We start from the raw sequence: 19,632 nt of genomic DNA on the forward strand, positions 1-19,632 counted from the left end.
ATAAACTCCCGCCTTACCGAAGGGGGGGTGTTCGAGCCGATGGCTCGGACGGGAGTGGCTGTGGGTGTTGAATGACCCACGGCCTCTTCGTTCGGCCATCGTTCAACGAATCCAACCACTCCCGTTTCAGCTTTGCTGAAACATCCCCTCCTTATTTAAGGCGGGGAGTTTTTTTGTTCTGACATTTCCCAATCATATGGAAAACCGCCCCACGTTCAATAAAACCAAAATTGTGGCCACCGTTGGCCCCGCATCCAACACCTACGAGCGCCTCGGCACGCTTATCCGCGAGGGCGTCGACGTATTCCGGCTCAACTTCTCCCACGGCTCCTACGAAGACCACCTGTCGGTCATCAATACTGTGCGGCGGTTGAATAAGGATATGCGCACCTCCGTGGGCTTGCTTCAGGACTTGCAGGGACCGAAGATTCGCCTTGGCGAAGTAGAAGGCGGCGGAGTCGAAATAAAGGCCGGTGATAAAATCAAGCTCGTGTGCGGCGAGAAGGAAATCAGCACGGCCACGCGCCTGAGCACTATTTACCTGGGCCTGGCCCGCGACGTGAAAGCTGGCGACATGATTCTGATTGACGACGGCAAAATCGAACTGAAAGTACTGGCTACCGACCGCGACCAGGAAGTGGATGTGGAAGTGGTGTACGGTGGCCTGGTGAAGCCCCGCAAAGGCATCAACCTGCCCGATTCCGAAGTGTCGGCTCCGTCGATGACCGAGAAGGACATCGAAGACCTGCAATTTGGCCTCGAGCATGACGTGGATTGGGTAGCCCTAAGCTTTGCCCGCAAGGCCGACGACATCCGCTTCATCAAAAAGCTCATTGCCGAAGCCGGCAAAACCACCCGCGTAGTGGCCAAAATTGAGACACCTGACGGCCTGCGCAACATCGACGAAATCATTGCTATTACCGATGCCGTGATGGTGGCCCGCGGCGACCTTGGCGTGGAAGTGAAGATGGAAGAGGTGCCGATGGCCCAGAAAATGATTATTGCCAAGTGCAACGCGGCCGGCAAGCCCGTTATCGTAGCTACCCAGATGATGGAAAGCATGATTACAGCGCCCCGCCCCACTCGTGCCGAAACCAGTGACGTAGCCAACGCCGTGCTCGACGGGGCCGACGCGGTGATGCTCTCCGCCGAAACCGCCGTGGGTGCCTACCCTGCCGAGGTAATTCGCTCCATGGTGGGCACGATTCTGAGCGTGGAAAGCCGCAGCCCCCAGCTCTTCCACAAATGGTGGCCCATCGACCCTTCCGGTGCCAACTTTATGGCTGACAGTGTATTATCAGCAGCCTGTCACTTGGCCAAGAACACGGGTGCCAAGGCCCTCACCGGTATGACGCACCTAGGCTACACGGCTTTCCAACTCGCCAAATATCGCCCCAAAGCCAATATTTTCATCTTCACTGATAACCGCCCACTGCTCACAGCGCTGAGCTTGGTGTGGGGCGTCCGCAGCTTCTACTACGACCGCCTCATCAGTACCGACAGCACCATTACGGACATCCGCTACGTCCTCACCACAACTGGCCACCTGGAGCCCGGCGACGTATTTATCAACACCGGCTCGATGCCCATTCAGGACCAAGGCAAAGCCAATATGGTAAAGGTGAGCATCGCCTAATTACTGCTTTGCAGGATTATAATAAAAAGGAAGCCCCCGTTCCTCGACAGGCACCGGGGCTTCCTTTTTACTTTTCTAAACGGGTAATTTGCAAAGGCAATAACCGCCTTATGCAACAGCGGGAACCCTCAATTATCACTTATATAATCGTTGCCCGCCAACGTCCTCGAATCATTGTTTTAGCCAAGCGCATCCGTTTCGGGACGTAGAAGCTTAGCACAACTCAAATACAAGGCATCTATCCAGCGCGCAGCTACATAAGGTAACCGTAGCCATTTTGGATAAGGGTAGCGAGTGTTGCTGTTTGCGTGAAACAGATGTAACATATTCTGCTGTGGCCAGCCTCCTTGTGCTAGCCCCGCCTCTTGGCGTCTGGGTAGCATAGATGGTTGACAATTAGAGTGGTTCTTCGTGATATGCGGCGCGACTATTGAATTTCCCCCGCTCCTCTCCCAAAAAGAGGGGAGCCTGCTTCAATTCCCCAATGGGAGAATGGCTGTAAATCTCATCCACGCGGCGCCTAATCTCATTTTGCTGAGGCATTATAGCTCTTTAACGAGCCTAAACGCAAGAAGCCCCGCTCGTTTCCGAGCGGGGCTTCTGTAAGGAGCGTAGAACCAGACCTTGGGGCGGCGCAGTCTGGTCCTACTAAACTCGTTACGCGCTAAAGCGCATTGACGAGTTTTGTCAGCTTGCTTTTATTGTTAGCAGCTTTGTTTTTGTGGATGATGTTCTTTTTGGCCAAACGGTCCAACATCGACGACACTTTCTTCAGCAACTCTTGAGCAGCCGTTTTATCGGTGGCTTCGCGCAGGCGTTTGATGGCCGTGCGGGTGGATTTGTGCTGGTAACGGTTCAACACGCGCTTGGCTTCGTTGCTGCGGATGCGTTTGAGGGCCGACTTATGGTTTGCCATGAGCAGGAATATATGGGAGCGTTATGCTTGAGTTCTGTGTTTGGGAGGGCAAAGGTACGAGCCTAGCTGATAATTTCAAACCATGTTAGCAAAAATATTGAGTTAAAGCCCTCTCATATACTATAAATCCCGGTTTTAACGGCCCGGAATTAGCATGCATACCGGTTTCGCGCGAACTTTACCTACTATCTTATCCCACCCAGCGCGCAATCTTTATCTCTTAAATTCTATTCGCGCCTATTATGCCCATCGTCGCCGAATCCCGCTATCAACCGCCCTTTTATTTATTTAACGGCCATTTACAGACTATTATACCTAGCTTGTGGCGCACTGTGCCCGACGTAGCCTACCAACGCGAACGGCTGGAACTGCCCGATGGTGACTTCCTGAACCTGGACTGGAGCCGCCTGCCCGAAATGCGTACCACTACTGACCTTGCTATCGTCTCGCATGGTCTCGAAGGCGACGCCTCGCGGCCCTACGTGCGGGGTATGGTGCGTGCGCTCAACCGCGCCGGCCTTGATGCCCTAGCGTGGAACTACCGCAGCTGCGGGGGCGAAATGAACCGCCTGCTCCGCTCCTATCACCTCGGCGATACCGATGATTTGGACGTGGTAGTGCGCCACGCGCTAGTTACCGGTAGCTACCAGCGGGTGTTCCTTGTGGGTTTTAGTGCCGGGGGCAATGTGACACTCAAATACTTGGGCGAAGACCAGGCCCGCGTGCCGGCCCAGGTGCAGCGGGCAGCCGTGTTTTCGGTGCCTACTGATTTGCGGGCTAGCTCTGTGCACATTGGGCGCCCGCAGAACCAGGTTTATATGCGGCGCTTCCTGAAATCTCTGCGGCTAAAGGTGCGGGCCAAAGCAGAATTGCTGCCAGGCCAAATTGATTTGTCGGGTATTGAAGAGCTGCGGGACTTTCAGGAGTTCGATAGCCGCTACACCGCCCCGATGCACGGCTTTGATTCGGCCGATGCCTATTATCAGCACGCCAGCTCGGGGTATTACTTGGGTGGCATTCAGGTGCCTACACTGTTGGTAAACGCGCAGAACGACCCGTTTTTACCCGCCTCTTGCTTCCCCCGCGAGGTGGCCGCAAAATCCCCTTACGTATTTTTGGAGACTCCACCCGCGGGTGGACACGTGGGCTTTGCTGAGGGCAGCCCGGATGGCGAATATTATTCAGAGCGGCGAGCGGTAGAGTTTTTAACGGCGGAAATGCCAGCTTAGCCCATGATTCTCGGGACGGAAGGATGAGGTAATAGCGGCTGGCTATTACTTCGCCGCCACGAAAACGACCTTCTTGGTCTCGAAAAATTCCTCGCTGAAATAATTGCTCAAATCCGTCACTTTAGCCTTCAAACCAGATTCGGCTATTTCCTCGGTTAGGTCACCTCCTTTCAGATAATACAGCCCGAAACCGGCCTGGCCCTGAGATTTAAACCGGTGGGCTATCCAGGGGTGAAAGGTGGCAAGGCGCGCCACGGCCCGGCTTACCACGAAATCGTACTTGGTGCGCACTTGCTCAGCGCGGGTTTGCTCGGCCGTAACGTTGGAGAGGCCCAGGGCGGCGGCCATGAACTGCACGGCCCGGATTTTCTTGCCAATGCTATCGACTAGGTGAAAATGTACTTCGGGGAACATAATAGCCAGCGGCAGACCAGGCAGGCCGCCACCGGTGCCTACGTCGAGCACGGCGCTGCCCTTGGGAAATCGAATGATCTTGGCAATGCCCAGCGAGTGCAGCAAATGGCGCTCCACGAAGTTTTCCATGTCGGTGCGCGACACAAGGTTGATGGCTTCATTGGTAGCCCGAAACTCGGTTTCCAGCTGCCGGAAAAGCTGAAGCTGCTGAGGTGTGAGTTCGGGGAAGTAGTGCTGCAAAAGGTTCATGATGGGCAATTGGTGAAAGCTGGATAAGCTGAATGCAGCGAAGCGGAGTGAAGAATCCGCCCCGAAAGTAATTAGTTACTCTCAGGGTTAAGATTCTTCACTCCGCTTCGCTGCATTCAGAATGACAAAGAAAAGCGCTGATTATATTATTTGCTTGGTGTGCTTCACCATGTCATAGAGCAATTCGCGGGCGCGGTGCAGCTGGGCTTTCACGGTACCGAGGGGAGCTTTTAACTCGGTGGCAATTTCTTCGTAGCTAAGCTCGTCGAAATAGCGCAGCGACACGAGCCGCTGGTATTTATCGGGCAGGCGAGACACCACGTGGCGCATAATTTCGATTTTCTGATTGCGCACGGCGTGCTCAGCCGGATTCAGGTCGTTGTCACGGAAATCGATGGTAATTTCATCGCCGTTATCCACTTTAATAGCGGAGTCAATCGACATGGTTTTGATTTTATTCTTGCGAATAAAATCTATGCAGTTGTTGGTAGCAATGCGAAACAGCCATGTGCTAAAAGCATACTCCGGATTGAACTTGTGCAGGTTACGGAAGGCCTTGGCAAAGGCCTCGATGGTAAGGTCTTCGGCGTCGTCCTGATTGCGAACCATTTTGAGAACCACGTGGTAAACGGGTTTTTTATAGATGTGCATCAGTTCGGCATACGCTTTCTCATCACCGTTGTCCACGGCAGCACGAATCAGCTTAAAGTCATGTTTGGCTTTAGCTGAAAATTGCTTTTGAATGTCTTGATTAGTTACTTCCATCGAAGGTTGCGGTTAAGGAATAACGAGATTCCTAAGGCCAGGTATTGAAAAAAATAAACCGCGTCGAGCACGGGCAGCAGTCCGACTACTACGGGCTGGTGGAGGCGGCGGCTAAGACGGGCATACACAGCGCTCACAAACAAAGTTCGGAGAAGGTATACCACTGCCAAAGGTATCCAATTGTTTAAGGAAAATAATAGCAAAACGGTACTCCAGTGAAACAACAGGTTGGCCATCATAAAGGTGCCTACTCGTAAGCGGTCAGCTAACCGGTAGGCCCGGCCGGCCGACAAATGCCGACGCTTTTGATGCCACCATACGGCCCACGTGGCGGCGGGTTCGCTGAGGGTATGAGCCGAGGGGTCGGCGACCACGGCCACGCGTTGGCCGTAGCGCACGGCGTCCTGCACCAGCAAATCGTCGTCACCGCTTAATTGACGGATATGCGAGGCAAATCCTTTAGTTGCGGTGAAGCAGGCGCGGGTATATGCCAGATTGCGGCCCACGCCCATGTAGGGCCAGCCCCGCCAGGCAAAGCTCAAATACTGGACCGCGGTGAGCAGGGTTTCGTAGCGAATGAGTTGGTTGAGAAAACCTGGCGCTTCGGTGTAGGCTGAGAACCCCAACACGAGGTCGGCTCCGTGCTGCTGGGAAAAACCCCGCTGCATCAGGCGCAGCCACTGGTCGGTGGCGGGAATGCAATCGGCATCGGTGAAGAGCAAGTGGTTGTACCGGGTAGCTTTGATACCGAGGGTGAGGGCGTATTTTTTCGGTGCGAAGCCGTCTGGCGTATTAGTGATGGTGACCAGACGCACTTTTTCGGGGTAATACTGGGCGAGCTGCTGAGCGTAGAGGAAGGTCTCGTCGTCGCTGCGGTCGTCGATGAGGACTATTTCGAAGTCGGCCGGATAGTCCTGCCGGAGCAGCAGGGGTAGCAGGCGGCGCAGGTTGTCAAGCTCGTTGCGCGCGCAGACAACGATGGAAACCGGCTCGGCATCAGGCCCTGCTGGATACGAACCGGGCTCCTCAGCACCAGCTTCGGAGGGACGGCGGGCAAACGGCCAGAAAAAATAGGCGGCGTAAACAAACTGCACCAGCACGCACGCAAGCAGAAGCCAGAAAACCGGGGACGTGGGTACGGGTGGGAGCAACAAGGTAAGAGTACGAATGAGCCGGCAAAAGTACGGGGCGCGGGCCGGGCAGGTATCTTTGTGGGCGGTAGAACTGCGGATTCACCCGGAACGTCGAGCCGCGCATAGCCAAGCATGACGTTCTTTTCGCTCTTTACTTTCTGCTCCCTGCTCCCCGAATGACCTTCGACCTTCTCGCCCAAGACCCTACAACCAAAGCCCGCGCTGGCCGCCTTGAAACAGCCCACGGAGCCATCGAAACGCCCATTTTTATGCCCGTGGGCACGGCTGGCACCGTGAAAGCAGTATCGCAGCACACCCTCAAGGAGGATGTGAAAGCCCAGATTATCCTCGGTAACACCTACCACCTCTACCTGCGGCCGGGCCTCGACGTGCTCCGCGCGGCCGGCGGCCTGCACCAGTTCAATGGCTGGGACCGGCCCATTCTCACCGACAGCGGCGGCTACCAGGTGTACTCGCTCAGTGATACCCGTAAAATCAAAGAGGAAGGGGTAAAATTCCGCTCGCATATTGATGGCAGCCAACATCTGTTTTCGCCCGAGGGTGTGATGGATATTCAGCGTGTCATCGGGGCCGACATCATCATGGCCTTCGATGAGTGCACGCCTTGGCCGTGCGAGTACGACTACGCCGCTCGCTCGCTCGACATGACGCACCGCTGGCTGCAACGCTGCATCCAGCGTTTCGATAGTACAGAGGGGCTTTACGGCTATCAACAGACGCTTTTCCCCATTGTGCAGGGCAGTACCTTCAAGGACTTACGCATCAAGTCAGCGGAGTTTATCGCCGCCCAGGGCCGCGAGGGCAACGCTATCGGCGGGCTGAGCGTGGGCGAGCCGGCCGAGCTGATGTATGAAATGACGGAACTAGTCTGCGACATTCTGCCCAAGGACAAGCCCCGCTACCTGATGGGTGTGGGCACTCCGGCTAACATTCTGGAGAACATTGCCCTCGGGGTAGATATGTTCGACTGCGTGATGCCCACCCGCAACGCCCGCAACGGCATGCTGTTCACCACGCAGGGCATTATGAACGTGACGAATAAGAAGTGGGCCACGGATTTTACGCCCATCGATGCTGAACTAGGTGGTCACGCCAGCACGTTTTACTCGCGGGCGTACCTGCGGCACCTCTTTCAGGGCCAGGAAATGCTGGGCCCGCAAATTGCTTCAGCGCACAACCTGGCTTTTTATCTGTGGCTGGTGACGGAAGCACGCAAGCAAATCGTGGCCGGCACGTTTGGTCCTTGGAAAGACCGGATGGTGAAGCAGGTAATGACGCGCCTTTAGGCGAATTATGAATGATAAGTAGTGAATTATGAGTGGTATTTGACTAAAGACGGATGCTGCTCAATTCATAACTCATCATTCAAAACTCATCATTCTCTCAACGTGAATATCCTCGACAAGTACATTATCAAGAAGTTCCTCGCCGCGTTTTTTTTCTCGGTGGTTATTCTCGTGTCGGTCATTTGCGTCATTGACTTCACTGAGAAAAATGACGATTTTATTCAGCATAATTTGTCGATGTCGAAAGTCATTTTCGGCTATTACATTTATTTATTCCCCTATTTCGCCAATCTACTTTCGCCCATTACCATTTTTATTGCCGTCGTTTTTGTGACGGCGCAGCTGGCCGCACGCACCGAAATTGTGGCGATTCTGGCCAGTGGAGTGAGTTTTCGGCGGTTGATGTTGCCCTATGCGATGGGCGGCGCGGTGGTGGGGCTGCTGATATTTGGGTTGATTGGCTGGGTGTTGCCGGTGGGTAATAAGGCCCGGGTTGCTTTTGAGCGGGCGTATATTAAATTACCCTACCGCTTTCAGGGGCGCAACGTGCACATTAAGATTGGCCCACGTAGCTACGTGTACATGGAGAGCTACGATAATACCAGCAACATTGGCTTTCATTTTGCGCTCGAAACCGTAGACAGTACCATCTTGCGCCGCCGGCTCACGGCCGATGCCATTAGTTGGGATTCTACTAAGCAAATGTGGCATTTATCGCCGCAATTAATTCGCACCTTCAGCGGGGCACAGGACGAGAAACTGCAAACCGTACCGGCCCGCGACACGACGCTAAACCTCTTCCCCAAAGATTTTGCGAGTAACTATAAAGTAGCCGAAACCCTCACGCTACCCGAGCTAAACGCTTTCATTCGGACGAAGATAGAGCGGGGTGCCGACGACACGCAGATTTATCTAAGCGAGAAATACGAGCGGTATTCGTACCCGTTCGCCATTGTTATCCTCACCCTGATTGGCGTGATTTTGAGTGCCCGGAAGTCCAGGGCCGGCGTGGGCGGGCAGATTGCGCTGGGGTTCGTGCTGGCCTTCGTCTTCATCATTTTCGTGATGCTGAGCCGAAATCTGGCGCAGGTGGGTAGCCTTTCGCCACTTATTGCCGCCTGGGTGCCGAGTGCGGTATTCTCCATTATCGGGCTGGCTTTGTACCGCTTCGTGCCCAAATAGCACACGTGGCGCGCAGCCTTCGCTGCGCGTTTCGCCGCTGTGTGGCGAGTAAAGAACCACCAAGCTATTTTGCCTCTTGTTCTCATTCGCCGCTTTGCGGCGAGACGCGCAGCGAAGGCTGCGCGCCACGGCCTATGTTTCGCGACTACCTTAAGCTTCATTTCATTGTGCTCCTCTGGGGCTTCACGGCCATTCTGGGCAAGCTGCTGACGGTGCCACCGGTGGAGCTGGTGTTTTGGCGGACGGTGCTGGCGGCTACGGGCCTGGCGGTGTTGCTGGTGGCGCGCGGGGCGGTTTGGCGCATCCCGGCGGGGCAGGCGGTGCGGCTGCTGGCGGTGGGCGCACTGGTCGCCGCGCATTGGATTACCTTTTTTCTGGCGGCGCGGCTGTCGTCGGTGAGCGTGTGCCTGGCGGGCCTGGCCACGCTCGCGCTCTGGACTTCGCTGCTGGAGCCACTGCTGCTCTGGCGACGGGTGCGGGGCTACGAAGTGGGCCTGGGACTGATTACGATGATTGGTCTTTACCTGGTAAGCCAGGCCGAGCTTGACCAGTTGCTGGGGCTGGGCGTGGCCATCGTTTCGGCGGGGCTTTCGGCCTTGTTCAGCGTGCTGAATGCGAAGCTGATTAAGACGCATCCGCCGCTACGGCTCACGTTTTATGAAATGCTGGGGGCTTGCCTGAGCATTGGGCTGTTCTTCCCGATTTACAGCCGCTACTTCACGCAGGGCCAAGGGTTGCAGTTGAGCTGGCACGGCTACGACTGGCTGTGGCTGGGCCTTTTAGCGGGCGTGTGCACGGTGTATGCCTTTTCGACTTCGGTGGAGCTGATGAAGCGCCTTTCGCCATTTGCCGTGAACCTAACCATCAACCTGGAGCCGGTGTATGGCATCGTGCTGGCGGTGTTGGTGTTCGGCAGTAAGGAGCGGATGGCCGCAGGGTTTTACTGGGGCACGCTGCTCATCGTGTTCAGTGTGCTTATTCACCCGTTGGTAGCGCGCCTCATAAAGGATAAAAACCCCGAGCCTACGCCGCCAATTCCGGTTTGAGTGCAATCCTAACGGCTTTTAGCTGAAAATATTAGGTTTTCAAAGTACACCTTGCCACGCGGTAAATCCGGCGGGCCACTGTATGGTCGGCAGCTGGGTGCCGGGCCAGAGGCCATATACGGCCGAGCCCGAGCCGGATAAGCTGGCGTAGGCGGCGCCGGCGGCATAAAGTTGTTGTTTGAGGTCGGCCAGCACGGGGTAGTTAGGCGTGAGAGCCGTCTCAAAGTCGTTGCTGACAGTGGCACGCCAGGTTTCCATTGGCTGGGCCAGGGCTTCGCGCAGCCCGTGCGCTGGCTGCTTGGGCACGATGCGGGCGTACGCCTCGGCGGTGCTGATGTGTAGGTTGGGGTAAACTACCACGCAGCCGGTACCGGTCAGGCTCAAGTCAATATCTTCGAAAACGTCGCCTTTCTCTACGGCCAGCACGGGCTTGTTCTGGATGAAAAAAGCACAGTCGGAGCCCAACCGGCGAGCGTAGCTTTCCAGCGTTTCAGCCGAAAGATTCAGACTAAAAACCTCGTTGGCAGCCTTCAGGGCAAAGGCCGCATCGGCAGAGCCACCGCCCAGGCCCGCGCCGATGGGCACGATTTTGTGCAGGTAGAGCTGGACCGGCGGCAGCTGCGGAAAATCGGCCTGCAAAAGCTCGTAGGCGCGCACGCAGAGATTGGTGGCCGGGTCGCCGGGGATGGGGCGGCCGGTGAGGGTGATGCTCGTGGGTTGGCCGACGGGAGCAGGTAGCAGCTCTAGCACATCCGTCCAGGGCAGTGGCAAAAACACTGACTGAAGGCTGTGGAAGCCATCGGCACGGCGTTCGGTGACGTAGAGGCCGAGGTTGAGCTTGGCGTTGGGGAAGGTGAGCATATCAACGTGTATTTTTGGGGCGCAGCTGAAACGAATGTTGAAGAAATGGCGAGTTGTGGGCGTGAAAGCACATCCCCTACCCTAGCTTATATCGTTTATCAGCCTGCTGCGGTGCTTTCAGATACTTCATGCCGTACGCATTGCCCACATTATGCCTTTTCTGAATACCCTTGTTTTAAAGTCTCATCGCTCGACGGACCAGTTGGCCGGGGAGCTACGGGCAGAATTGGGTTTGGCAAAAGTAGTGCACCTACGAGGCTTGGCGGAGTGGCTCCCGGCGGCGGAATGGCCCTCGTTCTACGAGACCCTGACTGAAGGTACCGGCCACTGCCTGCGCCTCGATGAGGACTTTGCCCAGGGCAGCGCCCGTACCGGCCACAAGTGGATTGAGGTACGCTACGATGCCGACATTCCCGACGACGCGGCCTACCGATTCAGTAAAAACGCCCAACCGCTGCACACCGACGAGTCCTACCTCAGCGACCCGGCCGAGGTGATGTTTATGCACTGCCTGGTGCAGGCGCCGGCCGGGGGCGAAACCACCTTTGTAGACGCCGACGTGCTCTGGCAGGTACTGCAAACCCAGAATCCGGCCCTGGCCACCCGCCTGCTCAACCGGCCCGTGCGCTTTGCCAAAGCCGGCGACTTCCGCCACTTACCCATCATTGCCCAAACCCCGGCCGGCCTCCGCCTGAACTGGAACTACCACTGCGTGGACCCCGCCGAAAGCCCCGAGAACCATGCGCTGGCGCAGGAGTTCCGGCAATTCCTGCTTGACCATATCAGTAATACCCCCGCCGAAACGGCCATTCAGCTGACGCCGGGCGAGGCCGTAGCCTGGTGGGACGACCAGGTGCTGCACGGTCGCCGGGCCTTCCGGGCGGAGGCCACCAACGACCGGTTTCTCCTCAAAAGCGGCTTCAGGCTGACGGCCAATGTATGAGGTTTCCAAGCGCTTGTTCGACCTGACGGCCGCCGCCGTGGGTCTGGTGTTGCTGGCGCCGCTGTTGGCCGGAGTGGCGGGCGTGGCCTGGCTGGGCGGGTTGCGGCCGGTGCTGTTCCGGCAGCAGCGCACAGGCTACGGCGAACAGCCGTTTTTCGTGCTGAAATTCCGGACCATGACCCAGCGCACCGACGCCAGCGGCCAGCTCTTGCCCGACGCCGAGCGCCTCACCAGCCTCGGCCGCTGGCTCCGGCGCACGAGCCTCGACGAGCTGCCCCAGCTGTGGAACGTGCTGCGCGGCGAGCTGAGCCTGGTGGGCCCGCGGCCCTTTATTCACGACTACCTGCCGCTGTATTCGGCGGCGCAGAAGCAGCGGTTTCGGGTGCGGCCGGGCATCACGGGCTGGGCCCAGGTAAATGGCCGTAACGCCCGCAGCTGGGAAGAGAAGTTTGCGCTCGATAATTGGTACGTGGCGCACCGGGGCTGGGCGCTCGATGTCCGCATTCTCTTCCGGACGCTAACCCACCTGCTGGGCCACCGCCGCCAGCCGGGGGCCGACGCCCCTGCCCCGCGCTTCACCGGCTCGGCCACCCCTACTGTTATTGCATGACCCAGCTTTTCTTTTCTGACTACGAGCAACCGGATGCCGCCCCGCCGCTCGTTATTGTTGGCGCGGGCGGCCTGGGCCGTGAGGTGCTGGTGCTGGTGCAGCAGCTCAACGAAATCCAGCCCGCCTGGACCATCCGGGGCTTTTACGACGACCAACTGCCCGCCTCGACTACCGTCGCTGGCCTCCCCTACCTCGGCACCAGCGCCGACCTGAACGCCACCACCGAGCCGCTGGCGGTGGCCGTGGCCGTGGGCAGCCCCGCCGGCCGCGCCGCCGTGGTGGGCCGGCTTACTTCGCCGCAGCTGTCGTTTCCGGCGCTGGTGCACCCGCGGGTGGTACTGGCGCCGCAGCAGCGCATTACGTTGGGCAAGGGCTGCATCATTCAGCAGGGCTGCGTCCTGACCTGCGACATTACGCTGGGCCGCTTCGTGCTGCTCAACCTGGGCTGCACCGTGGGCCACGATGCTGTGTTGGGCGACTTTTGCTCGCTGATGCCGCATGCCAACGTGAGCGGCGCGGCGCAGCTGGGGGCGGGCACGTACCTGGGCACCAATGTCACCGTTATTCAGGGCGTGCGCGTTGGCGAGCACACTATTCTGGGGGCCGGCGCGGTCGCCGTACGCGACTTGCCGGGCAATGTCACCGCCGTCGGCGTGCCGGCGAGGGTAATTAAACAGGACTCGCGCCATTGAAACCCGCAACTCATTTTCAGGTGCTCCACCAGCGGCTTGCCAGCCCTGGAGGCCACTTTCACCCCGCGGGGCTCCCTCCGCAGGCACCGCCATGTGTGCCGGATGATGTGAGCAGTGCCCTGACGTCGGCCGCCATCTGTGCTGGGATGGCGACCAAGTATAGTCGCCGACTTTGGCAGCTTCTTCTTATGTTTTTCGTTCCTCTTTAATGCGTAGTCAAGACCACGACCGTCTCTTTTTATCTCCTCCCCACCTCGGCCGGCATGAGTTGAACTATGTGCACAAGGCAATTGAAGACAATTGGGTAGCGCCGGTGGGGCCAAACATCACGGGGTTTGAGGCGGATATCTGCCAGGCGGCTGGCGTAGCGCACTGCGTGGCATTGTCGTCGGGCACGGCAGCCATTCACTTGGGGCTGATTTTGCTCGGCGTTGGGCCCGGCGATGAGGTGCTGTGCCCTTCATTCACCTTCGTGGCCACGGCCAACCCCATTGTATACCTCGGGGCCACCCCAGTCTTCATCGACAGCGAAGCCGATACCTGGAACCTGTGCCCCGAACGCCTGCGCGAAGCCATAACCGACCGCATTGCGCGGGGCAAAAAGCCCAAGGCTCTGCTGCTGGTGCACCTCTACGGCATGCCCGCCCGGCTACCGGAAATTCTGGCCATCGCGGCGGAATATGGCTTGCCCATCCTCGAAGACGCGGCCGAGGCGCTGGGCTCACGCCTCAACGGCCAGCCGCTGGGTAGCTTCGGCACGATAGGCGTATTTTCCTTCAATGGCAACAAGATTCTGACCACCAGCGGCGGGGGCGCCCTGGTTACCAACGACGCCACGCTGGCCCGGAAAGCCCACTTCCTGGCCACCCAGGCCAAAGACGAGGCAACCCACTACCAGCACTCCGAAGTAGGCTACAACTACCGCTTGAGCAACATCCTGGCCGGCATCGGCCGCGGCCAGATGGAGCTGCTGGAGGAGCGGGTGAAGCGCCGACGCGAAATCTTCGCCTGGTATCAGGAACACCTGGCCGGCCTGCCGGGCCTCACCGTGGCCCAGGCCCCCGAGCCCCCCGGCAGCCGCTCAAACCGCTGGCTCACCACGCTCCTATTAAATCCCGCCGAGACGGCCGCTACGCCCGAAACCTTGCGCCTGCACCTTGAAACGCGCAACATCGAAAGCCGCCCGCTCTGGAAACCCATGCACCTGCAGCCGCTGTTTGCCACGGCCCCGATGTACGGCGGCGCCGTGTGCGCCGACCTGTTCGGCCGGGGCCTGTGCCTGCCTAGCGGCACCGCCATGACCGACGCGGACCAGCGCCGGGTAAAGGAGGCACTGGCAGAGGCACTGGCCTAAGCAACCACTTCAGGCGCGGGCGGTGCGATGGGTAATTTCGCCTGTAGCTCCGTGTCGAAAACCTGGGAGTAACGGCAGTTGCTCAGTAGAACGTTATATATCGACGAGGCCGAGCAGAGTCGCGCAATTGCCTTCCAGACACTGTTTCGCGCAATGAACGGCCATAATGATTCCCTTGGTTGGGCCGGCGCAAATAGGCCGTAGCGAGGTCCGGTGGGCTTCCGCACCTGCCCGAAATGCTGCATGCCTTGCTCCCCGCTGCTTCCATAACCCGCGAAGCCCATCGGACCTTGTTCCTCTGCCCTGCGGCGAGGCCGGAAGAGCGGAGGAACTTGCTCCCTACCGCTTCGGTATAGACAAAAGCCCACCGGACCAAGGTTCGGTGGGCTTTTAAGAATCAGAAAGAACAGTGGACCTGGGTCTGGCCCGGCTCAAGCAGTTGGCCCAGCTTTTTTGCGGGCCTTCTTCGCTTCTTTCGAGGCCGAGAAATCGAAGAAGCTGTACACCTTCTCCGGGCTGTCGAAGGTGAGTTCCAGCTGGGCCTTGAAGCGGCGCTGGGCGCGGGCAATGGCGGCGCGGTCGTCGGTCAGGTCCAGCCGGGCGTCGGCGATGTTCGCGTCCTGGGTGTCGCGGGAGTCGTCGGCGGCCACCAGGGCCGCGTACTTGGCCTGGGCGCCGGTGGCTAGGTCGGTACCTAGGGCGGCTTGTTGGGCTAGGTAGAGGGCCACGAGGGCCTTGGAAGTAGTGAGCAGCTCGGGCTGCGGCAGAGCGGCCAGCTTGCTTTTGCCAAACTTCTTGAAATCAGCGTAGATGGGCAACTTGCGGAGCTTGGGCGTCACGTAGTCCTTCATGGCGTCGTCCACAAATTCGAGCCATTCGGTACGAGCCTGGCGGAAAGCGTCGGTGCCCCCGGCCGTGGACTGGCGCGAATCGGTCAGGTTTTCGTCGAAGCCGGCGATGGCGGTTTCCAGCTCGGCCAGCAGCGGCGCAAACGCGGCACCGAGGGCGGCTTCGCGGCCGGACCGCAGGGCGTATTCGGCCTGGGCCTTGTAGGCCGGCCGCGCCATGCGCAAGGCCAGAAAAGGGTTGTCGAAATAGGTAGCGTACGCGCCTGGCATGGGATAAAAAGTGAGGAGCAAAAGGTCGGCCACTAATCAGGCCACGCGCTGACCATCAGCGGCGACGTAAGTGTACCGCTTTTTCCCTTCCCAACCTAGCGCACACCGTAGCACGATGTTTGCCGTTAAAGGCACATCCATCTTTCATTTCTCATGAAAAACCTTCTTCGCCTTTTCGTCGCCCCGCTGCTGGCCCTCCCCGTTGCCGCCGCAGCCCAAACCACCACCACCACCAACCCCGCCTCTAAAAGCACGACCACCACGCCCGCCCCGGCCAGCACCTCTCCCGCCGGAATGCAGCCGCAAACCGAAGTAACGGAAGACTTGGACCCGGCCACGGGCAAGGTTATTCGCCGCACCACCCGCACCATCTACGTGCCGATGGGCACCCCGGCCCCTTCCACTGCGTCCAAAACCACGGCTCCCACCACCTCCTCCGACGTGGCAACCTCGACCGCTACCGATGCTCAGGTCAGCACCTTCCTGCGGAAGAAAACGGCCATTGCTACTCTCACCGCCCCTGCCCTCCTCGCTGCCTACCAGCAATTTATTGAGCGGGTGCGCACCGACCGCCACAGCTGGAAAGCCAGCGACTGGACCGCGGCGGCGGCCATCCTCAGCAGCCTCAACGGGCGCTACGACCAGCTGCGCTCCAGTCTTAGTCTGGACGACAAGTTAACCATCCGCTCCCAGCAAGCCGAGTTTCAGACCCTCCGCACCGCCCGCCAGCTGTCAGACCAGGTATCGGACAAGCTCTGAGAAAATGAATGGTCCCGGCGAGTAAGTGAAGCATACTCGCCGGGACCATTCATTTTCTTCTGTACAGTAATTTACACTATTTGATTTCGACTTACGCTGGGCGCAGGTCCACACCAATACTTGTCTCTTCAATACCAGAAGCTGGTGCTATCTGAGCGGAGCGGAACAGCCTGCGCAACACCAAATGAGTGGGCAGGTAGCACACGATGAACAGCACCGCCATCCAAACCAGCAGGTATACCGGGCCGGGCAGCCAGGTTTGGGCCTTGGCATCATCAAAGCCAAACACGTAGTTGATATTGACGGGAATTTTAGGGTCGGCCATCACAGTACCAGCGGCTGGCAGCAGGAAATAGGCCACCAGGCACAGGCTCCAACCCAAAGCAGTCCAGGCCCACAGAGCCCGGCGGTCGTAGCCGAGGCGCTGGGTTAGGAAGACCAGCAGAAACGGCAGCCAACCGTGGAAAAACGACAACCCACGCAGAAAGAGCGAACGGTTTGGGTCGAACATATATGCCGTCAGGCCCACCAGGTGCACTCCCACCAGTTCGCCCAGAAAGTCGAGGCACCACAGCGCTTGAGGCAGCAAAATACCTACCGCGGCCATCGAAGCCGGCAGCGCCCGCTCCGTCCACAAAGCAATGAGGCACAGCAGCAGCGAAATGTCACAGAAATACAGAAAATTGGTAGGCCCGTAGTTGACATAGTACACCGGCACCATCACGGCCACAAAGGCGGTGAACAGGAGCTTGAGCGCGAGCGGTAAGCGGGACGATGTAGGAGTCATACGAGTTGGAAATAAGGAAACGTAAGTGGCAGTCCGACCCAAAGCCACGCGGCAGTAGTCGGAACTACTGCGAAATACGGTATCCCCGCGCCAACTACCTCCACAAAATATTCCCTCCAGGGATTTTTAGCGTCTCTGCAGTCTAATCCCAGCTCGTTAATTATGAATAATTTGTGAACGTCATAATCAGACTTTAGCCGATGTCTTTACAGGTATCATTACGGCTTTCATCCCCATGTTTATGCGCCCGGTTTCTCCCTAATGGAGAGGTCACGCTGAAGTAAACATCCGTAGCTTCTGGCTGCTAACGGCGCTGCTGGGTCCCTTACTGCGAGGAGAAATCCAATGCCTGAGCCAAATCAGCCAGCAGTTCCTCCACCGGCTCAATGCCCACACTCAGCCGCACCAGTCCCACGGTGATACCCAGTTCGGCGCGCTGTGCGTCGGTTAGGGCCCGGTGCGAGGTGTAGAGCGGGTGCGAGCACGACGAATCAACTCCCGCTAACGAGGGTGCGAATGGAAACCGCTGGCTGCGACGCATAAAAGCATTGACTGCGGCCGCATCGTCGGGTAGCCGGAACGAGAGCATTCCGCCGAACCGGCCGCCGCCCTGCGCCAGGGCCAGCCCATGCTGCGGGTGCGTGGGCAGACCAGGATAATACACAGCTTCCACGGCCGGGTGCTCATCCAGAAACTCAGCCACCAGCCAGGCGTTGTCACTGTGCGCGGCCACTCGCAGGCGCATGGTTTTCAGGCCGCGCACGCTCAGCCAGCTTTCCATCGGACTCAGCGTCAGGCCGAATACGGTACCGATTTGGCTCAGCCGAGCGGCATCCTCGGCGACGCGGGCCACCACCACACCGGCGGTCACATCGGAGTGGCCCGCCAGGTATTTGGTCACGCTATGCAGTACCAAATCGGCGCCGTAGGCCAGCGGCCGGGTTAGCACCGGTGTGGAAAACGTGTTATCAACCACTAATTTCAGTCCGTGCTGCTGGCACTCGCCGGCTATGCGGCGCAGGTCTACCACGCGCAGCAGCGGATTGCTCATCGTTTCGCAAAGCAGCAGCTTGGTAGTGTTTTGTATATAGGGCTTGAGGTCATACAGCTCATCAAATGGCACGTAGCTCACTGTTATTCCCAGTCGCGACAGCTCCGTATTCAGCAAAGCTGCCGAGCCGCCGTAGATGTCGGCCGAGCACAGCACATGGTCGCCAGCCTGGCAGTACGTCAGCAGCGCCGCAAAAATGGCTGCCATGCCAGAGCCCGTAGCTACCGCGCCCACGCCGCCTTCCCAGCGGCTCACGGCATTGGCCAGTTCGTCGCTGTTCGGGTTGCCTTGGCGCGAGTACATATAGCGGCTGCCCGGCTCGTCGAAATACTGCTGCACCGCATCCAAGTCTTCAAACTTGAAAACGGAGGTTTGGTAGATAGGAGTTATTTTGGGATGGATGTCCGATTGGTTCATGAAGGCAGCAAGTGAGCGTTGTCCCGGCAAAGGTCGGCATCCGGCTTCTCCCTTTACACTGACCCTTCGCGTCCCAGCCGGTTTTCTCGGCGGAATACTTGCATCAGCACCAGCAGGTACGACACCAGCAGTGGCCCGACTACCAGTCCGATAATACCGAAAATCTCCACGCCCAGCACCAGCCCCACAAGCGTCACCAAGGGGTGAATGTCGCCCATGCGCTTCGCCAGCACGATGCGCAGCAGGTTATCCACGTTGATAATCACGATGAATCCAACCAGCAAAATCCCGATTCCCTGCGGATTAGCCCCTTGCGAAAACTGATACAGCGCCGCTGGCCCCCACACCAGGGGCGTGCCCAGTACTGGCAGAAAAGCCATGAAAAACGCCACCACTGTCCAGAACAGTGCGTCGGGCACACCAAAAATCCACAGCGTGAGGCCCGTCAAAAGGGCCTGTATCAGCGCCACCAGCACTTGGCCCAGCACGTTGGCATTTACGTTGTTTTTCAATGACTCGCCCAGCTCTTCCAGCGTCTCGTTCCGGAACGGCAAGTAGCGGTGCAGCCCCCGCAGAAAGCCATCTTCCTGCATAAACATGTAGTACATCGTGAACAGCATCAGGCCCACGATAACCAGGAAATTGAGCGCACTGCCCGCCAGCGTCGGCAACCAGCGACTCACCTGCACCGCGCCCTGCTGAAGCAGCTGCCGCACGTTTTGCTGAGTTGTTATTTGAAACCCGGTAGCTTTTTCCAGGCGGTGCAATACGTTGAGAATCTCGTCGGGCTGCCGCGCAAACGCTACCAGTCGGTCAATCAGCAACGAGCTCAGCGCATAAAACGGAATCACGAGTACTACCACCGTCACCAGCAGCAGCAGAATGGTCACCAGCCGCCGGTTCCAGTTCCTCTTATGCACCAGTGCCACCCACCACGGCCGAAACATCATGAATAGAATTCCAGCCGCCAGAAAAGCCGTCAGATACTTCGCCAGTCCCACCACTATCAAGCCCGCTAAGCCCAGAAGCGCGGAAATCAGCAGCACATGTCGCTGGCGCGGCGTGTAAATATTTTCAATAGATTCAAGCGATTTGGGAGGTATTGGCATAAGGTCGGTTACTCAAGAGGCATTCGTTTTTTTCTATACGTTTCCCCCAACTTT

At 58.2% G+C, this 19,632-nt stretch carries 19 protein-coding genes; 10 read left to right on the forward strand and 9 right to left on the reverse strand.

Annotation, left to right across the window (positions count from 1 at the left end; translation table 11 throughout):
* Positions 1-196 precede the first annotated feature (196 nt).
* Complete coding sequence (pyk, locus tag WX88_RS17980; protein WP_046245793.1) at positions 197-1,636, forward strand: pyruvate kinase; 1,440 nt, start codon at positions 197-199, stop codon at positions 1,634-1,636.
* Positions 1,637-2,300: 664 nt separating this feature from the next.
* Here the strand turns inward: pyk and rpsT are convergent.
* Entirely contained in the window at positions 2,301-2,552 is a 252-nt protein-coding gene (gene rpsT, locus WX88_RS17985; protein ID WP_046245794.1) for a 30S ribosomal protein S20, read from the reverse strand.
* 242 nt (positions 2,553-2,794) lie between these two features.
* Here rpsT and WX88_RS17990 point away from each other — a divergent pair, with 242 nt between their 5' ends.
* The gene (locus WX88_RS17990) at positions 2,795-3,781 is read left to right on the forward strand and encodes a YheT family hydrolase (protein ID WP_046245795.1); all 987 of its coding nucleotides are present in this window, start codon (positions 2,795-2,797) and stop codon (positions 3,779-3,781) included.
* 45 nt (positions 3,782-3,826) lie between these two features.
* Here the strand turns inward: WX88_RS17990 and rsmG are convergent, their stop codons facing one another.
* From rsmG to WX88_RS18005, 3 genes are all read right to left on the reverse strand, one after another.
* Positions 3,827-4,444 (reverse strand): 16S rRNA (guanine(527)-N(7))-methyltransferase RsmG, encoded by a 618-nt coding sequence (gene rsmG, locus WX88_RS17995; RefSeq protein WP_046245796.1) that lies wholly within the window; start codon positions 4,442-4,444, stop codon positions 3,827-3,829.
* Between the two features lie 141 nt (positions 4,445-4,585).
* Positions 4,586-5,209, reverse strand: coding sequence for an RNA polymerase sigma factor (locus tag WX88_RS18000; protein ID WP_046245797.1), 624 nt, complete (start codon positions 5,207-5,209; stop codon positions 4,586-4,588).
* A complete protein-coding gene (locus tag WX88_RS18005) occupies positions 5,200-6,303 on the reverse strand; it encodes a glycosyltransferase (RefSeq protein WP_197076835.1) in 1,104 nt (367 codons plus the stop codon). The genes WX88_RS18000 and WX88_RS18005 overlap by 10 nt, the downstream gene beginning before the upstream one ends.
* Positions 6,304-6,518: 215 nt before the next feature.
* Between WX88_RS18005 and tgt the strand changes: the two genes are divergently transcribed.
* From tgt to WX88_RS18020, 3 genes are all read left to right on the forward strand, one after another.
* Positions 6,519-7,649 (forward strand): tRNA guanosine(34) transglycosylase Tgt, encoded by a 1,131-nt coding sequence (tgt, locus tag WX88_RS18010; RefSeq protein ID WP_046245798.1) that lies wholly within the window; start codon positions 6,519-6,521, stop codon positions 7,647-7,649.
* Positions 7,650-7,751: 102 nt separating this feature from the next.
* Complete coding sequence (locus WX88_RS18015) at positions 7,752-8,831, forward strand: LptF/LptG family permease (protein ID WP_046245799.1); 1,080 nt, start codon at positions 7,752-7,754, stop codon at positions 8,829-8,831.
* Positions 8,832-8,998: 167 nt separating this feature from the next.
* Positions 8,999-9,877, forward strand: a complete 879-nt coding sequence (locus WX88_RS18020; protein WP_231590739.1) for a DMT family transporter — start codon at positions 8,999-9,001, stop codon at positions 9,875-9,877.
* Between the two features lie 39 nt (positions 9,878-9,916).
* Here WX88_RS18020 and ispE read toward each other — a convergent pair whose 3' ends face one another.
* Positions 9,917-10,738, reverse strand: a complete 822-nt coding sequence (gene ispE, locus WX88_RS18025; protein ID WP_046245801.1) for a 4-(cytidine 5'-diphospho)-2-C-methyl-D-erythritol kinase — start codon at positions 10,736-10,738, stop codon at positions 9,917-9,919.
* Positions 10,739-10,889: 151 nt separating this feature from the next.
* Here ispE and WX88_RS18030 point away from each other — a divergent pair, with 151 nt between their 5' ends.
* The 4 genes from WX88_RS18030 (at position 10,890) to WX88_RS18045 (ending at position 14,337) form a co-directional block, all read left to right on the forward strand.
* Positions 10,890-11,681: a TauD/TfdA family dioxygenase gene (locus WX88_RS18030; protein WP_052732832.1), complete on the forward strand. Its 792-nt coding sequence runs from the start codon at positions 10,890-10,892 to the stop codon at positions 11,679-11,681.
* A complete protein-coding gene (locus tag WX88_RS18035) occupies positions 11,674-12,291 on the forward strand; it encodes a sugar transferase (protein WP_046245802.1) in 618 nt (205 codons plus the stop codon). The genes WX88_RS18030 and WX88_RS18035 overlap by 8 nt, the downstream gene beginning before the upstream one ends.
* Positions 12,288-12,983, forward strand: a complete 696-nt coding sequence (locus WX88_RS18040; protein WP_046245803.1) for an acetyltransferase — start codon at positions 12,288-12,290, stop codon at positions 12,981-12,983. Before WX88_RS18035 ends, WX88_RS18040 begins: the two co-directional genes overlap by 4 nt.
* Positions 12,984-13,191: 208 nt before the next feature.
* Positions 13,192-14,337 carry a DegT/DnrJ/EryC1/StrS family aminotransferase gene (locus tag WX88_RS18045; RefSeq protein WP_046245804.1) on the forward strand — a complete coding sequence of 382 codons (1,146 nt, stop codon included), beginning with the start codon at positions 13,192-13,194 and terminating at the stop codon, positions 14,335-14,337.
* Positions 14,338-14,768: 431 nt separating this feature from the next.
* On the opposite strand, the gene WX88_RS18055 is transcribed toward WX88_RS18045, so the two are convergent.
* On the reverse strand, positions 14,769-15,455 hold the full coding sequence (locus tag WX88_RS18055; protein ID WP_046245806.1) for a hypothetical protein: 687 nt from the start codon (positions 15,453-15,455) through the stop codon (positions 14,769-14,771).
* Between the two features lie 153 nt (positions 15,456-15,608).
* Here WX88_RS18055 and WX88_RS27955 point away from each other — a divergent pair, with 153 nt between their 5' ends.
* A complete protein-coding gene (locus tag WX88_RS27955) occupies positions 15,609-16,214 on the forward strand; it encodes a hypothetical protein (protein WP_052732833.1) in 606 nt (201 codons plus the stop codon).
* Between the two features lie 91 nt (positions 16,215-16,305).
* Here WX88_RS27955 and WX88_RS18070 read toward each other — a convergent pair whose 3' ends face one another.
* The 3 genes from WX88_RS18070 to WX88_RS18080 form a co-directional block, all read right to left on the reverse strand.
* Complete coding sequence (locus WX88_RS18070) at positions 16,306-17,001, reverse strand: hypothetical protein (RefSeq protein WP_046245808.1); 696 nt, start codon at positions 16,999-17,001, stop codon at positions 16,306-16,308.
* Positions 17,002-17,326: 325 nt separating this feature from the next.
* The gene (locus WX88_RS18075) at positions 17,327-18,469 is read right to left on the reverse strand and encodes a trans-sulfuration enzyme family protein (RefSeq protein ID WP_046245809.1); all 1,143 of its coding nucleotides are present in this window, start codon (positions 18,467-18,469) and stop codon (positions 17,327-17,329) included.
* Positions 18,470-18,522: 53 nt separating this feature from the next.
* The gene (locus WX88_RS18080) at positions 18,523-19,578 is read right to left on the reverse strand and encodes an AI-2E family transporter (RefSeq protein WP_231590740.1); all 1,056 of its coding nucleotides are present in this window, start codon (positions 19,576-19,578) and stop codon (positions 18,523-18,525) included.
* Positions 19,579-19,632 lie beyond the last annotated feature (54 nt).

This window comes from Hymenobacter terrenus, from assembly GCF_000972495.1.
GTDB lineage: Bacteria > Bacteroidota > Bacteroidia > Cytophagales > Hymenobacteraceae > Hymenobacter > Hymenobacter terrenus.